The sequence below is a fragment of the Pseudoalteromonas sp. NS-SX12 genome (assembly GCF_057367955.1).
Genome location: NZ_CM170634.1, coordinates 1,615,166 through 1,631,763 on the forward strand (window position 1 = coordinate 1,615,166; position 16,598 = coordinate 1,631,763).

Annotated in this window: 14 protein-coding genes; 8 read left to right on the plus strand and 6 right to left on the minus strand. The window is 42.5% G+C overall.

Annotated elements, in window-relative coordinates; all coding sequences use genetic code 11:
- The first annotated feature begins 113 nt into the window (after nucleotides 1-113).
- The 6 genes from prfC (at nucleotide 114) to AC2IOM_RS07585 (ending at nucleotide 7,107) form a co-directional block, all read left to right on the plus strand.
- Nucleotides 114-1,697, plus strand: coding sequence for a peptide chain release factor 3 (gene prfC, locus AC2IOM_RS07560; RefSeq protein ID WP_138630344.1), 1,584 nt, complete (start codon nucleotides 114-116; stop codon nucleotides 1,695-1,697).
- Between the two features lie 387 nt (nucleotides 1,698-2,084).
- Nucleotides 2,085-3,824 carry an arginine--tRNA ligase gene (gene argS, locus AC2IOM_RS07565; RefSeq protein ID WP_486358009.1) on the plus strand — a complete coding sequence of 580 codons (1,740 nt, stop codon included), beginning with the start codon at nucleotides 2,085-2,087 and terminating at the stop codon, nucleotides 3,822-3,824.
- A 569-nt stretch (nucleotides 3,825-4,393) separates the two neighbouring features.
- The gene (locus AC2IOM_RS07570; RefSeq protein ID WP_486358010.1) at nucleotides 4,394-4,660 is read left to right on the plus strand and encodes a hypothetical protein; all 267 of its coding nucleotides are present in this window, start codon (nucleotides 4,394-4,396) and stop codon (nucleotides 4,658-4,660) included.
- A 114-nt stretch (nucleotides 4,661-4,774) separates the two neighbouring features.
- Entirely contained in the window at nucleotides 4,775-5,149 is a 375-nt protein-coding gene (locus AC2IOM_RS07575) for a hypothetical protein (RefSeq protein WP_486358011.1), read from the plus strand.
- Between the two features lie 541 nt (nucleotides 5,150-5,690).
- Nucleotides 5,691-6,326 carry a pyridoxamine 5'-phosphate oxidase gene (pdxH, locus tag AC2IOM_RS07580; protein ID WP_486358012.1) on the plus strand — a complete coding sequence of 212 codons (636 nt, stop codon included), beginning with the start codon at nucleotides 5,691-5,693 and terminating at the stop codon, nucleotides 6,324-6,326.
- A 1-nt stretch (nucleotide 6,327) separates the two neighbouring features.
- A complete protein-coding gene (locus AC2IOM_RS07585) occupies nucleotides 6,328-7,107 on the plus strand; it encodes a TatD family hydrolase (RefSeq protein WP_486358013.1) in 780 nt (259 codons plus the stop codon).
- Here the strand turns inward: AC2IOM_RS07585 and AC2IOM_RS07590 are convergent.
- Nucleotides 7,074-7,691, minus strand: a complete 618-nt coding sequence (locus AC2IOM_RS07590) for an AhpA/YtjB family protein (protein ID WP_475152286.1) — start codon at nucleotides 7,689-7,691, stop codon at nucleotides 7,074-7,076. The genes AC2IOM_RS07585 and AC2IOM_RS07590 overlap by 34 nt on opposite strands.
- Nucleotides 7,692-7,774: 83 nt before the next feature.
- Between AC2IOM_RS07590 and serB the strand changes: the two genes are divergently transcribed.
- Entirely contained in the window at nucleotides 7,775-8,746 is a 972-nt protein-coding gene (gene serB / locus AC2IOM_RS07595; protein ID WP_486359555.1) for a phosphoserine phosphatase SerB, read from the plus strand.
- A 380-nt stretch (nucleotides 8,747-9,126) separates the two neighbouring features.
- Here serB and AC2IOM_RS07600 read toward each other — a convergent pair whose 3' ends face one another.
- Nucleotides 9,127-11,658 carry a PilZ domain-containing protein gene (locus AC2IOM_RS07600; RefSeq protein WP_486358014.1) on the minus strand — a complete coding sequence of 844 codons (2,532 nt, stop codon included), beginning with the start codon at nucleotides 11,656-11,658 and terminating at the stop codon, nucleotides 9,127-9,129.
- 205 nt (nucleotides 11,659-11,863) lie between these two features.
- On the opposite strand from AC2IOM_RS07600, the gene radA reads away from it, so the two are divergent.
- Complete coding sequence (gene radA, locus AC2IOM_RS07605) at nucleotides 11,864-13,237, plus strand: DNA repair protein RadA (RefSeq protein ID WP_010561827.1); 1,374 nt, start codon at nucleotides 11,864-11,866, stop codon at nucleotides 13,235-13,237.
- 238 nt (nucleotides 13,238-13,475) lie between these two features.
- On the opposite strand, the gene serA is transcribed toward radA, so the two are convergent.
- The 4 genes from serA to AC2IOM_RS07625 all read right to left on the minus strand — a co-directional run bounded on the left by serA (nucleotide 13,476) and on the right by AC2IOM_RS07625 (nucleotide 16,567).
- Nucleotides 13,476-14,705, minus strand: a complete 1,230-nt coding sequence (gene serA, locus AC2IOM_RS07610; RefSeq protein ID WP_010561826.1) for a phosphoglycerate dehydrogenase — start codon at nucleotides 14,703-14,705, stop codon at nucleotides 13,476-13,478.
- A 15-nt stretch (nucleotides 14,706-14,720) separates the two neighbouring features.
- A complete protein-coding gene (rpiA, locus tag AC2IOM_RS07615; RefSeq protein WP_010561825.1) occupies nucleotides 14,721-15,377 on the minus strand; it encodes a ribose-5-phosphate isomerase RpiA in 657 nt (218 codons plus the stop codon).
- 68 nt (nucleotides 15,378-15,445) lie between these two features.
- The gene (locus AC2IOM_RS07620) at nucleotides 15,446-16,027 is read right to left on the minus strand and encodes a 5-formyltetrahydrofolate cyclo-ligase (protein ID WP_486358015.1); all 582 of its coding nucleotides are present in this window, start codon (nucleotides 16,025-16,027) and stop codon (nucleotides 15,446-15,448) included.
- 15 nt (nucleotides 16,028-16,042) lie between these two features.
- Nucleotides 16,043-16,567: a hypothetical protein gene (locus AC2IOM_RS07625; protein WP_486358016.1), complete on the minus strand. Its 525-nt coding sequence runs from the start codon at nucleotides 16,565-16,567 to the stop codon at nucleotides 16,043-16,045.
- Nucleotides 16,568-16,598: the final 31 nt, after the last annotated feature.

A 16,598-nucleotide genomic window follows, 5' to 3' on the forward strand; every position in this document is an offset into this window, starting at 1 on the left:
GTAAACGAAAAAATCCTACTTATTCACGCTGCTTTAATTGCTATTAAAGTGGTGAAACAGGTATAATTTCGCCCCATTTTTAACCTTGAATTTTAAGCGATTGGCGGGTATTCATGTCCAGTATTTCAACTGAAGTTGGCAAACGTCGCACCTTTGCGATTATCTCCCACCCGGATGCGGGTAAAACAACCATTACTGAAAAGGTACTTCTTTTCGGACAAGCTCTGCAAAAAGCAGGTACAGTAAAAGGTCGTGGTTCGAATCAACATGCTAAATCAGACTGGATGGAAATGGAAAAAGAGCGTGGTATCTCGGTTACTACCTCTGTAATGCAATTCCCGTACAACGACTGTTTGGTAAACCTACTGGATACCCCAGGACACGAAGACTTCTCGGAAGATACTTACCGTACCCTCACCGCGGTTGACTCGTGCCTAATGGTAATTGACGCTGCGAAAGGTGTAGAAGACCGTACCCGTAAGCTAATGGAAGTAACGCGTCTTCGTGATACGCCAATTGTTACCTTTATGAACAAACTCGACCGTGATATCCGTGACCCAATGGAAGTAATGGACGAAGTTGAAAGCGAATTAAATATCGCGTGTGCTCCGGTTACCTGGCCAATTGGCTGTGGTAAAGAGTTTAAAGGTGTTTACCATATTCATCGTGATGAAACGATTTTGTATCAAACAGGTCAAGGTCACACAATTCAAGAAGTACGTATTGTTAAAGGGTTAGATAACCCAGAGCTTGACGCAGCAGTGGGTGAAGAACTGGCTGAATTACTGCGTGAAGAACTTGAACTAGTGGTAGGTGCATCGCACGAGTTTGACCAAGAACTTTTCCTTGCAGGTGAATTAACACCGGTATTCTTTGGTACCGCACTTGGTAACTTTGGTGTTGACCATATGCTTGACGGTTTAACTAAGTGGGCACCAGCACCACAGCCGCGTCAAACAGATGACCGCCTCGTTACTGCTGACGAAGAAAAGTTCTCAGGCTTCGTATTTAAAATCCAAGCAAACATGGACCCGAAACACCGTGACCGTATTGCCTTTATGCGTATTGTATCGGGCAAGTATGAGCAAGGTATGAAAATGGACCATGTGCGTATTGGTAAAAAGGTGAGCATTTCAGATGCGGTAACCTTTATGGCTGGTGACCGTGAACGTGCAGCAGAAGCGTACGCAGGGGATATTATTGGTCTTCACAACCACGGTACGATTCAAATTGGTGACACCTTTACACAAGGTGAAAAAATTAAGTTCAGCGGTATTCCAAACTTTGCGCCAGAATTATTCCGTCGTATTCGCTTACGCGACCCGCTTAAGCAAAAGCAGCTACTTAAAGGCCTTATCCAGCTTTCGGAAGAAGGTGCTGTTCAGGTATTTAGACCACTGCAAAACAATGACCTTATCGTAGGTGCGGTAGGTGTGCTTCAGTTTGACGTAGTTGTAGCGCGCTTAAAAGCCGAATACAACGTAGATGCTATGTACGAAAGCGTAAGCGTTGCAACAGCACGCTGGGTAACTTGTGATGATGCGAAAAAGCTAGAAGAATTCCGCCGTAAATGCGAAGTAAACTTAGCACTCGACGGTGGTGATAACTTAACTTATATCGCACCAACACGTGTTAACTTAAACTTGTCGCAAGAGCGTTATCCAGAAGTTGTGTTCCACCAGACGCGTGAACACTAATTTTTACGTCATAAATTTGCGATAGCGTCATTGCTATCGTATTTTTCGTTAGTCATTTAGCGGACTAAACTCCTAGCGAAAAATACTCTGCGGCTTCGCTCTCGCTGCATTTATTTAGCAAAAAGTGAAGATATGATGGGTGATTGATAAATTGCCGATGGAAAGATGAGTGATAGCGTCATTGCTATCGTATTTTTCGTTAGTTTTTTAGCGGACTAAACTCCTAGCGAAAAATACTCTGCGGCTTCGCTCTCGCAGCATTTATTAAGTTAAAAAGTTAAGTTACATTGATAACGTATTGTGTGGTGTTATCAGTTTTGAAAACGAATAAAAATGACATGGCTTGGTTGAGATTACTCCTAAGCGGTGTGTAACAGGAAATAGAGAATGAATATTCGTCAGATATTAGTAGAAAAAGCGGTTGCAGCAATGGTTGCAGCAGGCTTACCAGAAGATACCAACCCAGCGGTAACACAAAGTACCCGCCCGCAGTTTGGTGATTACCAAATTAATGGTGCAATGGGCGCTGCGAAAAAGTTAAAAACGAATCCGCGTGAACTTGCACAAAAAATTATCGATAATTTAGATGTTAGCGATATTGCTTCGCAAACTGAAATTGCCGGCCCAGGTTTTATTAATATTCACTTAAAGCCAGAGTTTTTAGCTGACACGCTTGTATCTGCAAACCAAGATGAAAAACTGGGTGTGGCTGAGCATGCTAGCGCACAAAACGTGGTAGTAGACTACTCATCGCCAAACCTTGCAAAAGAAATGCACGTTGGTCATTTACGTTCAACCATTATAGGTGATGCAGTTGTACGCGCACTTGCGTTCCGCGGCGACTCCGTTACCCGTCAAAATCACGTAGGTGACTGGGGTACACAATTCGGTATGCTGATTGCTCATCTTGAAGACCAACTTGAAAATAACGGTATTGCTTCTCAAGCTTTGTCAGATCTTGAAAAGTTCTATAAGGAAGCTAAGGTTCGCTTTGACGAAGAAGAAGGTTTTGCGGAAAGAGCTAGAGACTACGTTGTAAAACTCCAATCAGGTGAAAAATCAGTAATTTCACACTGGGAAACATTTACAGATGTATCGATGCATCACTGCCTTGAAACATATAAAGAATTAAATGTAACTCTTAAGAAAGAGGATACATATGCGGAAAGTAAGTATAACGATCGCTTGTCTGGAGTGATTACACTACTTAAAGAGAAAGGCATTGCGGTTGAAGACCAAGGTGCACAAGTAGTTTTCCTTGATGAGCTTGCAAATAAAGATGGTGAACCATCTGTATTTATCGTGCAAAAATCAGGTGGTGGCTTCTTATATGCAACTACTGACTTAGCAGCGTGTGATTACCGTTCTAATAAACTAGGCGCAGACCGTATTTTAATCTTTGTAGATGCGCGTCAAAGCCTGCACTTCAGCCAAGTTGAGTTAACAGCACGTAAAGCAGGCCTGTTACGTGACGAAACAACGTATGAGTTCTGCCCATTCGGCACCATGATGGGTGAAGATGGTAAACCATTTAAAACCCGTACTGGTGGCACAGTTAAACTAGCTGAGCTACTAGAAGAAGCCGTTAGCCGCGCAACTGACAAACTAGCAGAACGCGAATCAGACCTAAGCGCTGAAGAACGCGCTGAAATCGCTCGTAAAGTAGGTATTGGCGCTGTGAAATACGCGGATCTTTCTAAGAACCGTACCAGCGATTATATCTTCAACTGGGATACTATGCTGAGCTTTGAAGGTGCAACAGCGCCTTACTTACAGTATGCATACACGCGTGTGCGCAGTATCTTCCGTAAAGCAGGTATTGACGCTGCAAGCTTAAACGCGCCAATTTCAATTGTTGAAGCACAAGAAAAAGCGTTAGCAATCAAACTAATTCAGTTTGAAGAAGTGCTAGACCAAATGATTGGTGACGCGACGCCGCACGTTCTATGTAGCTACTTATATGAGCTTGCAAGCTTATACATGAGCTTCTACGAAGCATGTCCGGTACTAAAAGACGGTGTAGAGCCAGCAACTAAAGAAAGCCGCTTAATGTTGTGTAATTTAGTGGCGAAGACGTTGGCTAAAGGTCTGGATTTACTAGGTATCGAAGTAATGGAGCAAATGTAACCTACTGCATATGCTTCGCTTTAACTTTTGGGCTTACCATTGGCTCTAAAGTCATTCTGAAACATGGTTGTCGCGCTGGCGACAGCAGCCAAAAGGGGGCTAACGCCGGCCCCCCTTTGGATTCCCCCGACGCCCCAGAAATCAAACAGTTCTTCATCTATCACTTAAATGTGAACATAAACGCCATGAATCGGCATCCATGCCTCAGCATGGCTTACTCGACTCGCTACGCTTCCTGTCTCGTATTATTCATTTAAGCGATTGCTTCAGGTTTGATTAAAGGGGGTGATCAATCTTAGCAACGCTTTTCAATATCAGCTTTGAGCGAACAGCGGTCATTCAAAATTGCTTTTCTATTTCGTCAAAGTATATTGCTTGCATAGTCCGGAAAACGACCCAATCGCTCGTTTTTGTCCTGAAACAAAAGCTAGAACTACTGTATTTTAGTAGTAATGGCAATTAGTTAAGAAGTTTGCTACAAATGAGTCATTCAGAAAAACGAGCGACGCTTTGGTAGAAAAACGCGCGATTAGCTCGCTATAAACATGTTAGGTGTATAGGAGGTTGGGGTGACACACGGAGGGGGAGGGGCAATTTTTCCACTACTTATTCTGTTATTAGTATCTTTACCAACCGCCTTGATTTGGGTTTTTCGTGGTCAAGGTAATGCTAGAAAAAGGCGCGTTATAGGTTTCTCTCAAATAGCCATTTTCGTTATAGCAATAATTTTATGCTTTTCTGGTGTTACTTATCTTCAAAGCATTGGATTTTTAGGTGCTTTTATAGTTTTAATAACTATGCTGTTAACACCTTTAGCATTAAAAAACAGAGTGTAATATACACCTAACAAAGCAAATTAAAGGTGCGGACAAAAAACAGTTGGCTTTGTTCGTACCTCACAAATTATAGCCAACTATTTTTAGCCGTTTATTTGCTGCGTTATGTGAATTATGGATAGTCGAGCATTTACAAAATTAATCGAGTTCTTAGAAAAAGTACCAGCGGTCACTGGTGCTATAGCGTATGGCTCAGAAGAAAGCGAAAGTTGGTGGGTTAAATTCACAATTGATACAACTCATCATTTAGCATGGAATACAGTCCAAGAATTAGGTCATGTCCTAAACTATTTATCACTAGATGAGAGACTTCCAACATCTTTTTATCCTGTGTCGCCACCGCCATACATGAATGGGGGGCCTGAAGAGTTCTTATCTTGGGTAATAGAGTGCGAAAATTTGGACTTTAAGCCAGGAACTTGTGCTGAATGGTTAGAGGGTAGATTGCCACGTCCAGTTGATGACATTTCTGAATGGGAAATTGGGTAAATTCACATAACAAACTGTTTAAAAGCGGACAAAATTCAGTTGGCTGGTTTCGCTCCGCTTCACATTATAGCCAACTAAATTTGCCTTTTAACAGGGCGTTACCAACGGCCGAGTTTGGCACTAATTCGCCATTGCGTCAGGTGTTTAGCTTCACACCCTCACCCATTAAATCAAACCTGAAAATACAATTTAAATGAATAATGCGAGACAGGGAGCGAAGCGGTCGAGCAAGCCATGCTGAGGCATGGATGCCGATTCATGGCGTTTATGTTCACATTTAAATTGTGTTTGAAGAACCTGTTTGATTTTGGGGCGCCGAGGGATTCCAAAGGGAGGCCGGCGCATGCCGCCCTTTGGCTGTTGTCGCCAGCGCGACAAATATGCTGTCAAATTACACTTCTGTCGAGATGAAGATGCTGAACGCTTTGGCAACAATCTAACCCCAACCCTTTATTTTAAATCAACTATATAACCAATCTTTATTGGTATTTCACACGTATCTGTTTACCATAAGCTTATACAATATCTTTTGGAAAAGATGATGAAAATTGATGATATTCGCCGTGAGTATTTAAAGGATGGTTTGTCTGAAGAGAAGCTGTTAGACAATCCAATTGAGCAGTTTGAATCGTGGTTGCAATTAGCGGTAGACGCTAAGCTGGATGACCCAACAGCCATGGTTGTGGCAACGGTAGATAGCAATGGTCAGCCGTCGCAGCGCATTGTGTTATTAAAAGATGTAAATCCAAATGGTTTTGTCTTTTTTACCAATACAGAGTCACGCAAGGCGCAGGAAATTGCAGGCAATAACAAGGTGAGTTTGCATTTCCCATGGCACAGCTTGGAGCGCCAAGTAATTGTTTATGGTACGGCAAAGCCATTATCAAATTTGGCGGTGACTAAGTACTTTTTATCGCGCCCAAAAGAGAGTCAGCTAGCTGCATGGGCATCGGCACAAAGTCGCCCGGTATCATCGCGTAAAGTGCTGATGGAAAAATTCCAACAAATTAAGAACAAGTTTAGTGAAGGCGAAGTGCCACTGCCGTCATTTTGGGGTGGCTACTGCATTGAGCCGCATCACATTGAGTTTTGGCAAGGCGGTGCAAACCGTTTGCACGACCGCTTTATGTATAAACTTGAAGATGGCGTGTGGACTAAGCAGCGCTTAAATCCATAATATGGCGTTTTTTGATACGCACTGTCATATCGACTTTGATGAGTTTGAAAATGATCGTGACAAGGTGTTAACAGATGCGGCAGCGTGTAACGTGTCGCATATGCTGATACCGGGCGTAACGCTTGCACAAAGCGCTAAACTACTTTGCCTTGAAAATACCCAAGGCATTACGTTTTACAAAGCCCTTGGGTTACACCCATATTTTTTAAATGAGCATCAACAGGGCGATTTTGAGCGCCTTGCAACGCTTACTAAAAGTCATCGCGAGTCATTGGTAGCGATAGGCGAGTGCGGTATCGATCGCAGTATCGACAAGCTTGATTACCAACAGCAGCTTTTTCTACAGCATATTGAGCTTGCTAATCAGTTGTCATTACCGCTGGTGGTGCATCATCGTAAAAGTCATGACTTAATTGCAGAGGCGTTTAAAATACTAAAACCAAAATGTGGCGGTATTATTCACGCGTTTAGTGGCTCAGCGCAGGTTGCTAATTACTATATTGAGCAAGGCTTTAAGTTAGGCGTTGGTGGCACAATTACTTACGCGCGTGCGCAAAAAACACGCGATGTGATTGCCAGTATGCCGATTGAAAACTTAGTGCTAGAAACCGATGCACCTTCAATGCCGCTTTATGGTTTTCAAGGTGAACGCAATACACCGTCGCAGATAACGCGGGTATTTGATGAGTTGTGCGAATTAAAAGGTATTGAGACCCAAAGCGCCCGAATAATGCTTGCCGAGCAGCTTTACTCTTCGTCTTGCTCAGTATTGCGAATATAGCGTTTAACCTGCCAGCGCTTGATTTTACGCGCTAATACCCAAGTTAATACCACACTTAAAATCAACATAAGGGCAATTTGCTTGCTTACTTCATGCAGGTAATCATGACCGTCGCGGATGGCGGCCGGAAAAGTATAGGTAAGTCTAACAAAGCCAACACGTTCACCCTCAACAAACACATCATCAATAATCGGTGTCGCTAGTTTAGATAAACCGGGTAGCGCATTTGGGGTTTTTAATAAATCTTGATAAGACGCCGCAAAATCGCTTTGCGACAGTAAATTCCCAAACTTATCAAACACCGCAGCAGTTTGAATAAATTCATCTTGTGCAAAGTTATTAACTAGGTGTGTTAATGCTTGGGTATCTTGATCTTTGATGGCAAATCGTGCACTTAATGCCAACTGCTGAGCTAGCCCTTGCGCTGTGGTTTGGCTTTGATTGTTAAGTATTTGGTGGCCTTTAAAGCTAGTGTTAAAACCAATATGGGTAAGCGCAATAAAGCATATCGCAGCAATCATTAAGCGCGATATTCTTTGGTATGTTGAGGCGAAAGCCGGATTGCGGTCTTGGTTTTTTTTCATTTTGCTCAATGCCTTTTGGACAGTGTGCTTTTTTCTTGGTTAAATTGCAACAACACATAAGTCGAGTAGTGAGCGTGTCACATATGTTTGAAAGTATGGTGGAGTTTGAGCAGTTTTTCTCAAACTTAGAGAATAATAAATGGCATTTAGTTGCAGAGGCCAATGAGCCAAGTGAAACATGTTTTGTTTTGCTTTCTACATTGCAGTCACAGCTTGAACCAAGCAGTGCGTTATTAACCTCGCTTTCAGCGTTGCCTGTGGCAGCGGTTGCAAAAGTAGCACCTCACCCAGACTTACCTAGTGCGTTGGGTTTAAAAGTTAGCGCAAACGTAGCGGCTGTAAAAAAACAGTTGAGCGACTTTTTGGCGCCAAATCAAGCGTTAGAAGTTAATGTATTTGAAAATGCACCAACAATTAACCAACCTGGTTTGTTAGTCATGGACATGGACTCAACCGCTATTCAAATTGAATGCATCGATGAAATTGCCCGTTTAGCCAATGTGTATGACGAAGTGGCCAGTGTTACGCGCCAAGCAATGCAAGGGGCATTACCCTTCTCTGAAAGCCTGCGAAAACGCGTTGCAAAATTAGAAGGTGTGTCGCTCGAATTAATGGCAGAGCTTAAAGATAACCTACCGTTAATGCCGGGCGTAAAAGCACTGTGTCAGCATTTAAAAGCGAAGGGGTGGACGCTTGCCATTGCATCAGGCGGTTTTATTCCATTTGCTGAGCGTGTGCAAACATTACTTGAACTTGATGCGGTTCACGCTAATACCTTAGAAGACAATGGTAAAGCGCTTACTGGTAAGGTGTTGGGCACAATTGTTGATGCCGACGAAAAAGCACGTTTTTTAACGCAATATGCCAAAGAGCTTAATATTGATAAGTCGCAAACGATGGCAATGGGTGATGGTGCAAATGACTTAGTGATGATGGCGGCAAGTGGCCTTGGGGTTGCGGTTCATGGTAAGCCTCTTGTTGCTGAAACGGCAGATGTGGCCGTTAATTTTGGCAGTTTGTTGCAGGTGCTTTATTTCATTAGTTTGCCTGAATAGGTAAGCGTAAAACGGCTTGATTTAGTGTTACTAATTCAGGCTAAAGATAAAAGACAGCGCTTTATTAGGGGCTGTTGACCTTTCAAGTTCGTTTTTGCAGCAGTTTGATTGGGTTTTATACAAGGCAGAGGCTGCGTGGCATAGTTATTCTATGTGAGTCAGCCGATAACACAGTAGAAAAGCCAATCAAGCGCTGCCGAACGGTTCTTTTGAGCGCACTTTTCTCATTGTTGCCTACATGGATGTAGGTAAGGGGCGAGAGCAGGACGCGTAAGCTTTGCTCGATATTCGCTTAGATTACTAGGCCACACATCGAGCGCCGCGATAAAAGCACGCTCAAACAGAACAAAAATAGAACAGTAAAGATCAACAGACCCTAATTACTCAAATAAATTGCTTAATTGGTATTGCGCTGTTTTAGACCAAAGCACTTTGCGTTTATTAAGGTTGCTTTGCACGTCTGGCGCAATGGCATAACGGGTTAAAACTTCCTGTGTGATATCAAGTGCATCACCTACACCAATAACCGACCACAATTCTTCTTCTAAATCTTTTGCTTTGTGCTGTGCATATTGGCTGATATAACCTAACTCTTTGGCAATATAATCGGTATCTGGTCGGCCAGTACGCGAAATATATAAACGAAAGGCAAAGAACAGATCTTCTCTAACACTTGCCGCAACAAAGGTTTTACGGTTATTAACTTGTTTGCAGTCAAGTAATTCAGTAACCAGTGCTTTATCGGGATCGCGTTCTTTTGGCTGTAAGCGAACAAATAAATCAAATTGCAGCGGCGCATCATGACGCGCCATATCTTTAAGCGGTGCGCCAATTAAATTATCAAACGCGTTATGCTTAATTAAATGCTTGAACTCAAAATTCTTAGTTAAGCTGGCCATGTGGCTTAGCAATAAGTGGCAGCTGCTTGGGTAAAGGCCTTTCGCAATGGCGCCAACTTTGATTTGAGATCCTCGTTTGTGCAAATAAAACGGAAATTGGCAGACATTTTTTGTCACCATATTACGCAGAGCGGTCGAAAGTCCCGGCGTTTTGGGTGACTCTTCTGAAGCAACAAGCTTTGATTTATTGTTTTCAATCAACTGATTAAAAAAGCGTGAGCCTTGATGCTCCATATCGGTAGTTGGTTTATAGGTGCGTAAATTTACAACTGTTTTGGTTTTACTAACTGCCATTACTTCATAGGCTAATTTACTCAGCTGGTATTTCTTGGTGAGTTTTTGCAATTCAGGTAACGCGACCAGCAGTAAATCGCCTTTTTCATAATCGGTAGGGGCGGCAAGTTCAAGCTGCAAGCCATTCACCGAGAAATCCAATGTGTGACCGGTTAGCTCGCCTTTTTCTTCTTGTTCTAATTGAATGGGGGTTTTGTATAAATAACGTGTTTCGTTGCGCAAGTTAATATAATCAAGTGCTACAAACTCAACATCTGGGTAGCTGCGCAGTTTTTGATGACCATATTGTTTTAAGTGATTAACATGGCTTTTATCAAATGTAATTTTCTTTAACGTATCGCTTGACGATGCACTGGTGATGTCAGTTAACAACAATAAATACTTGGTATCTTTTACAATGCCTTGCACGCGCGGAGAAGGTGGTTTATTGAGTTTAGCAACTTCGCTGCTAGCACTGTCTGGCAAGGATAAAGGGATATAACTGTCTTCACTTGAGCACGGCATAAGCTGTAAATTGAACACTCTAAAGCTCGGCTTTTGGCTGGCAAAGCCCCAAAATAAATTACGTAAATTCGGAGTGTTGTTTAGCTCGCTCTCGCTCGCTGAATAATAGAAAATCTTACCGTTATTAGTATGTGTGAAGCAGTATAAATTTATTTGCTTAACATCACCTGGCGTGTTTTGTAATTGGTTAATACGGGCCGAATTTAATATTTGTGGCAGTACTGAGTTGCGATTTTCATCGTTAAAATAGCGCGCAACATTTAAATTATTTTCGTTAGACAGCACTATATTCGGAATAACGCGCGCATCTTTTACACTTAAAAACACAAACAGTGAGGCAACACGCGGCAAGTAATATTGCTCATAACCTTTTACAACAACGGCATCAAGGGTGTTATCTAAATTCACTTTATAACGGCGCTTATTGCCGTGAATAAAGCTTTTTAAAAACTCATCTATGGTTTTGTTGTCATCGCTGAAGGTGCGTTTCATGCGCACATGATTCAGCTCTGCATTGACCGACTCAACGGCAACCACTTCGTATTCCAAACCGTTTTTAAGCCCTAACTCAAAGTCTTGCTCTAAACCCATTAGGCGCATGCGAATGGTTTCGCCTTTACGTACTTGGTAGCGTGAATAGAGTTTTACTTTACAACCGCTGACGGAAATATCCGACGTAGATGCTTCAATTTCGCTGCCGGAGGGTAAAAACAGTTTTACTTTAATTGAGTAATTCATGCGCTCTTCTGAACGCGACTCGTATGAGGCAAAAGATACCCAATTGACGCTGGGCTTTTCTTCTTTTTTCTCGCTGCTGCCAACTGGTTGAGGGGCAAGCTCGCCACGCTCTTGCGCTTTGCGCTGCATTACTTTGTGGTTGTTTTCGGTGTTCATTACCGCTTCATAAACGGCAAGGGTGTAGCGTTTGTAGCGGCGAATTCCTGCCTCAAATACATTGATGGCAATTTCATCCATAAAGTGCTGCTTACCGTTATAGCTGTATGCGCGCACATCACCGGTTACTTGTCCGCGTAAATCAATAAAGCGATTGATTGGCTGAAGTAGACGGTTCATTTCCATTTTTATAAGGAACCGTTCCGAACTGCTTAATGTTTTGGTTTTTTTAGTAAAAATCGCATCAAAATTAGGGCGTCCCAAGTCGCGCTTGAGCTCTTCAATAAGCGATTGATACTTTATCAATACATCTTCAGCCATAAAAACGGATTGTTCCTTAATTTTTATTATTCTACTTGCTTGAATAGGTTAAGATATCAAACAATTTTGATTTTAGCTTGTCGCATTTAGCGGTGAAGCGTGATTTATTAACTGAAGCAATTACTATACCAGTATCCTAGCAAGAAACATTGATTTAACGAGTGTTAGGTGCATATTGCGTACAAATTTATAAGAGTCGGTTTTTATGGCTAAAAATAAAACTGCATTTGTTTGCAGTGAGTGTGGCGCAGAATTCGCCCGTTGGCAAGGTCAATGTGGTGAATGTAAAGCGTGGAATACGGTGACTGAATTTCGTGTGCCATCAATTAAGCAAACACCAAGAAGTGGTGGCGCAACAGCCGGTTATGCGGGCGCGATTGAAGCTAAGGTGCAAACCTTAGATGAGGTTAATCTTGAACAATTGCCACGTTTTACAACAGGCTTTGCTGAATTTGACCGCGTACTGGGTGGCGGTGTGGTGCCGGGTAGTGCAATTTTAATTGGTGGTTCTCCAGGTGCAGGTAAAAGTACCTTACTGCTACAAACCATGTGTTTGCTCGCACAAAATATGAATACCTTGTACGTTACCGGTGAAGAATCGCTGCAGCAGGTGGCAATGCGAGCGAAACGCCTTGGTTTACCCACCGATAAACTGAAAACCCTCGCTGAAACCAATGTAGAAACGATTTGCCAATTAGCGCTTAGAGAAAAGCCGCAAATCATGGTTATTGACTCAATTCAGGTCATGCATATGGCCGATATTCAGTCGGCGCCGGGTAGTGTATCGCAAGTTCGAGAAGGCGCTGCTTATTTGACGCGTTTTGCCAAGCAAAACCAAGTGGCGATTATTATGGTTGGCCATGTTACCAAAGATGGCTCTTTGGCTGGTCCGAAAGTGCTAGAGCATTGTATTGACTGTTCTATTTTACTTGAAGGTAGTAGCGATAGCCGCTTTAGAACGCTGCGTGGCAACAAAAACCGTTTTGGTGCGGTAAATGAATTAGGCGTATTTGCCATGACAGGGCAAGGCTTAAAAGAAGTCAGTAACCCATCGGCTATTTTCTTAAATCGTTCAGACGAGCAAACACCAGGTTCGCTAGTTATGGTGATTTGGGAAGGTACACGACCACTGCTGGTTGAGGTGCAAGCATTGGTTGATTATTCGCAGCTCGGTAACCCAAGGCGCGTTACGGTTGGTCTTGAACAGAACCGCTTGGCGATGTTACTAGCGGTACTGCACCGTCATGGTGGCCTGCAAGTATCTGATCAAGATGTATTTGTTAACGTGGTGGGTGGTGTAAAAGTTACTGAAACCAGCGCCGATTTAGCTCTTATTACTGCGCTTGTTTCAAGCTTTAAAAATGCCTCACTGGCACGCGAATTAGTGGTATTTGGTGAAGTGGGCCTAGGCGGTGAAATTCGTCCTGTGCCAAGTGGTGTTGAGCGATTAAAAGAAGCGGCAAAGCATGGCTTTAAACGCGCTATTGTGCCGATAGCGAATAAACCAAAAGAGCAAATTGAAGGTATGGAAGTGATAGGGGTAAGTTCGCTGTCACAAGCGTTGGAAGCGCTGTTTTAATACCAATTCACTTAAATAGCTGATCATCCTAGCGGGCTAAATATCATGCTAACTGCGTTAGAATTTATCAATGTAGAACAACTACATAAGAAAAATTCCGCCTTGTTAGCATTTCATTTATCCAGCGCTATCCCTGATCACATACTTAACAGAATTGGTATAATCTCTTTTTATCTTATGACTTGTCTATAAAAAAAGCAGCGTTACGCTGCTTTTTTTATGCTGTTTGATGTGGCTATCAGTGAAGAATACGTGCGCGAATCGTACCGTCGATGGCGCGTAGCTCTTTTAATGCCACTTCTGAATGATCTGTTTCTACATCAATTACCACGTAACCGATGGTTTCGTTTGTTTGCAGGTATTGCGCTGCGATATTAATACCGTGTTGGGTAAACGCTTGGTTAATTTGCGTTAGTACACCCGGTTGGTTGTGGTGAATGTGCAATAGGCGGCTGCGATTAGCCAGCTCTGGCAACGATACTTCAGGGAAGTTAACTGCCGATACCGTTGAACCATTGTCTGAGTACTTGGCGAGTTTACCTGCTACTTCAACACCAATGTTTTCTTGCGCTTCTTGTGTTGAACCGCCAATGTGTGGCGTTAGAATCACGTTATCAAATTCGCGCAGTGGTGAAACAAACTCTTCGTCGTTACCTTTTGGCTCTACTGGGAATACATCAATAGCGGCACCGGCGATTTTCTTTTCTTGCAAGCTGCTGGCAAGCGCATCAATGTCCACTACCGTACCGCGTGACGCGTTGATTAAGATGGCGCCCTGCTTCATAACTTCTAGTTCTGCAGCACCAATTAGGTTTTTGGTTTGCGCTGTTTCTGGTACGTGCAGGCTAATTACATCGGATGTTTGTAATAACTGCGTTAAATTTTGTACTTGCGTAGCATTACCAAGTACCAGCTTATCTTCAATATCGAAGAACTGTACTTTCATGCCGATGTTTTCAGCCATAATACTTAGCTGCGTACCAATGTGGCCGTAACCGATAATTCCTAAGGTTTTACCACGTGCTTCAAATGAACCTGCAGCTGATTTTTGCCACTCACCGCGATGTGCTTTGGCGTTTTTCTCAGGAATACCGCGTAATAGCAGTAGAATTTCACCGAGTACGAGTTCAGCTACTGAACGTGTATTTGAGAACGGAGCATTGAATACTGGAATGCCAAATTTCTGTGCTGCATCCAGTGATACTTGATTGGTACCAATGCAAAAACAGCCAATAGCAACCAGTTTATCTGCTTGTTCAAGTACCGCTTCAGTTAAGTGAGTACGTGAGCGAATACCAACGAAATGTGCGTCGCGTAAACGCTCAATCAGTTCAGGCTCAGGCAAGGACGTTTTAACATAATCAATATTGGTGTAACCATTACGCTTTAGTGTTTCAACGGCACTTTGGTGCACGCCTTCAAGCAGTAAAATTTTAATTTTGTCTTTTGCTAACGATACCTTGCTCATAACCTTTCCTAAATATTACTTCAGCGTTTTAGGTCCTTGTGGTGTACCTACAATCACTGTGTTTGCGCCGCGCTCGGCAAATAAACCATTGGTTACTACACCAACAATTTGATTTATTTTTTGTTCAGTTTGTTTGGCGTTGTCGATATGCATATTGTGCACGTCTAAAATGACATTACCGTTATCTGTGATAACGCCTTCGCGATAAACTGGGTCACCACCAAGGTGTACTAATTCTCGTGCAACATAGCTGCGTGCCATTGGAATCACTTCAACCGGTAATGGGAAGTTGCCAAGTACATCAACAAGCTTTGTTTCATCAACAATACAAACAAACTGTTTAGCAACTGCTGCCACGATTTTTTCACGTGTTAACGCGGCACCGCCACCTTTGATCATTTCGTTAAGTGAGTTGATTTCATCTGCGCCATCAACATACACACTTAAACTATCAACATCGTTCAATTCGAAAATCTCAATACCGAGTGCTTTTAGCTTTTCAGTTGAGGCTTCTGAACTTGAAACAGCACCGCGAATGTCATCTTTAATGCTCGCAAGTGCATCAATAAAGTGGTTAACCGTTGAACCTGTGCCAACACCAACGATGCTGTCTTTTTCAACGTATTCCAGTGCTGCCCATGCAGCTGCTTTTTTCATTTCATCTTGAGTCATAGGTAAAGGCCTAATGTTTGAACGGATTTTAGAGTTGTAAGTATTATACCTAGTTGCACCTTACATGCTTACCATAAATAACACTTTTTTGGCGTTACTATGGTTTTAAGTGGTACATCCCAACTTTCAATCGGTAATTGGTCAATGTGTTGGCAATCATGGGCAAGGCCGATAATTTCGGGCTTGCTACGTTGTTCGCGATAATATTTAGCGAGCGTACGATCATAATAGCCGCCACCCATACCAAGGCGGTTACCTTGTTGGTCAAAAGCGACAAGTGGTGTGCAAAGCACATCTAAGTCTTCAACCAAACAAACCTGACTACAATTTAACTTGGGTTCCAAGATACCATAGCGATTTGGCGTCATGGGTGAATTTTTCTCATACCTTTGAAAGAGTAAGTAACCGTGGCAAAAGGGGTGTAGCACAGGCAGGTAAACTTCGATGCTTTTACGCCATAACTCTTCAATTATCAATGAGGTATCAATTTCACTGTCGTTTGATAAGTAGATCCCAACTCGGCGTATACTGGTGTTTTTAAAGTGTTGAAAAATGTTCACGTTAATTTTTTTCGCGGCTTCAAGTTGTTCAATTTCTGAAAGTTGAGCGCGACGTTCTCGCATTAACTTGCGAATATTTTGACGTTCCATAGCAATATTTAAATATTAAAAGGGCAGTAGATTAGGAAATGCGACAATTACACCAAGTAAAGACAGCAAAATGGCAATTAAAGCAAAGAACAACCAATTGATATTTTTTGGTTTGTTATTTGATTCAGCGGTTTCATCAAACTCAAGCTCTTCGCCCCAACTGTTATTTTCGAGCTCTAAGTCGATTTCGCCGTTTTGTTCTTGTTGCAGCCGAGCTAAGTCATCGACTTTTTCTTCAAGGCGAATAATTGATGTGGTTATATAGTCAAGCGCAGCCAAAATGCGCTGGTCGACATCGTGCTCAGGTTCTTGTGTTTGCGCTTTGTTTGCATTGACTATTTTGACTTTAATGCCGAGCGCAGAGAAGGTTTGTTGCTGTTTTATTGCTTTATCTTGCGAGATAGGACTAAAAATGAGCTTGCCCGCAAGAAACTGTGTAGCTTTTGCATCAGACAGTTTTAATTTTGTTGTTAAGATTGTTTTCGCCTGTTCAGTGGTGACATTATTACTTAATTGGGCGAATTGAATGCGATAGCTCATATACTTAGCAAAATTAATTGTTTTGCTAAGT

Excerpts from the sequence above, each read along its gene's own strand:
- serB (WP_486359555.1), top strand. The coding sequence starts at position 7,775 with ATGTTTGAAAGTATGGTGGAGTTTGAGCAGTTTTTCTCAAACTTAGAG.
- serA (WP_010561826.1), bottom strand. The coding sequence starts at position 14,705 with ATGAGCAAGGTATCGTTAGCAAAAGACAAAATTAAAATTTTACTGCTT.
- pdxH (WP_486358012.1), top strand. The coding sequence starts at position 5,691 with ATGAAAATTGATGATATTCGCCGTGAGTATTTAAAGGATGGTTTGTCT.
- rpiA (WP_010561825.1), bottom strand. The coding sequence starts at position 15,377 with ATGACTCAAGATGAAATGAAAAAAGCAGCTGCATGGGCAGCACTGGAA.
- argS (WP_486358009.1), top strand. The coding sequence starts at position 2,085 with ATGAATATTCGTCAGATATTAGTAGAAAAAGCGGTTGCAGCAATGGTT.
- AC2IOM_RS07600 (WP_486358014.1), bottom strand. The coding sequence starts at position 11,658 with ATGGCTGAAGATGTATTGATAAAGTATCAATCGCTTATTGAAGAGCTC.
- AC2IOM_RS07585 (WP_486358013.1), top strand. The coding sequence starts at position 6,328 with ATGGCGTTTTTTGATACGCACTGTCATATCGACTTTGATGAGTTTGAA.
- radA (WP_010561827.1), top strand. The coding sequence starts at position 11,864 with ATGGCTAAAAATAAAACTGCATTTGTTTGCAGTGAGTGTGGCGCAGAA.
- prfC (WP_138630344.1), top strand. The coding sequence starts at position 114 with ATGTCCAGTATTTCAACTGAAGTTGGCAAACGTCGCACCTTTGCGATT.
- AC2IOM_RS07620 (WP_486358015.1), bottom strand. The coding sequence starts at position 16,027 with ATGGAACGTCAAAATATTCGCAAGTTAATGCGAGAACGTCGCGCTCAA.
- AC2IOM_RS07575 (WP_486358011.1), top strand. The coding sequence starts at position 4,775 with ATGGATAGTCGAGCATTTACAAAATTAATCGAGTTCTTAGAAAAAGTA.
- AC2IOM_RS07625 (WP_486358016.1), bottom strand. The coding sequence starts at position 16,567 with ATGAGCTATCGCATTCAATTCGCCCAATTAAGTAATAATGTCACCACT.
- AC2IOM_RS07590 (WP_475152286.1), bottom strand. The coding sequence starts at position 7,691 with ATGAAAAAAAACCAAGACCGCAATCCGGCTTTCGCCTCAACATACCAA.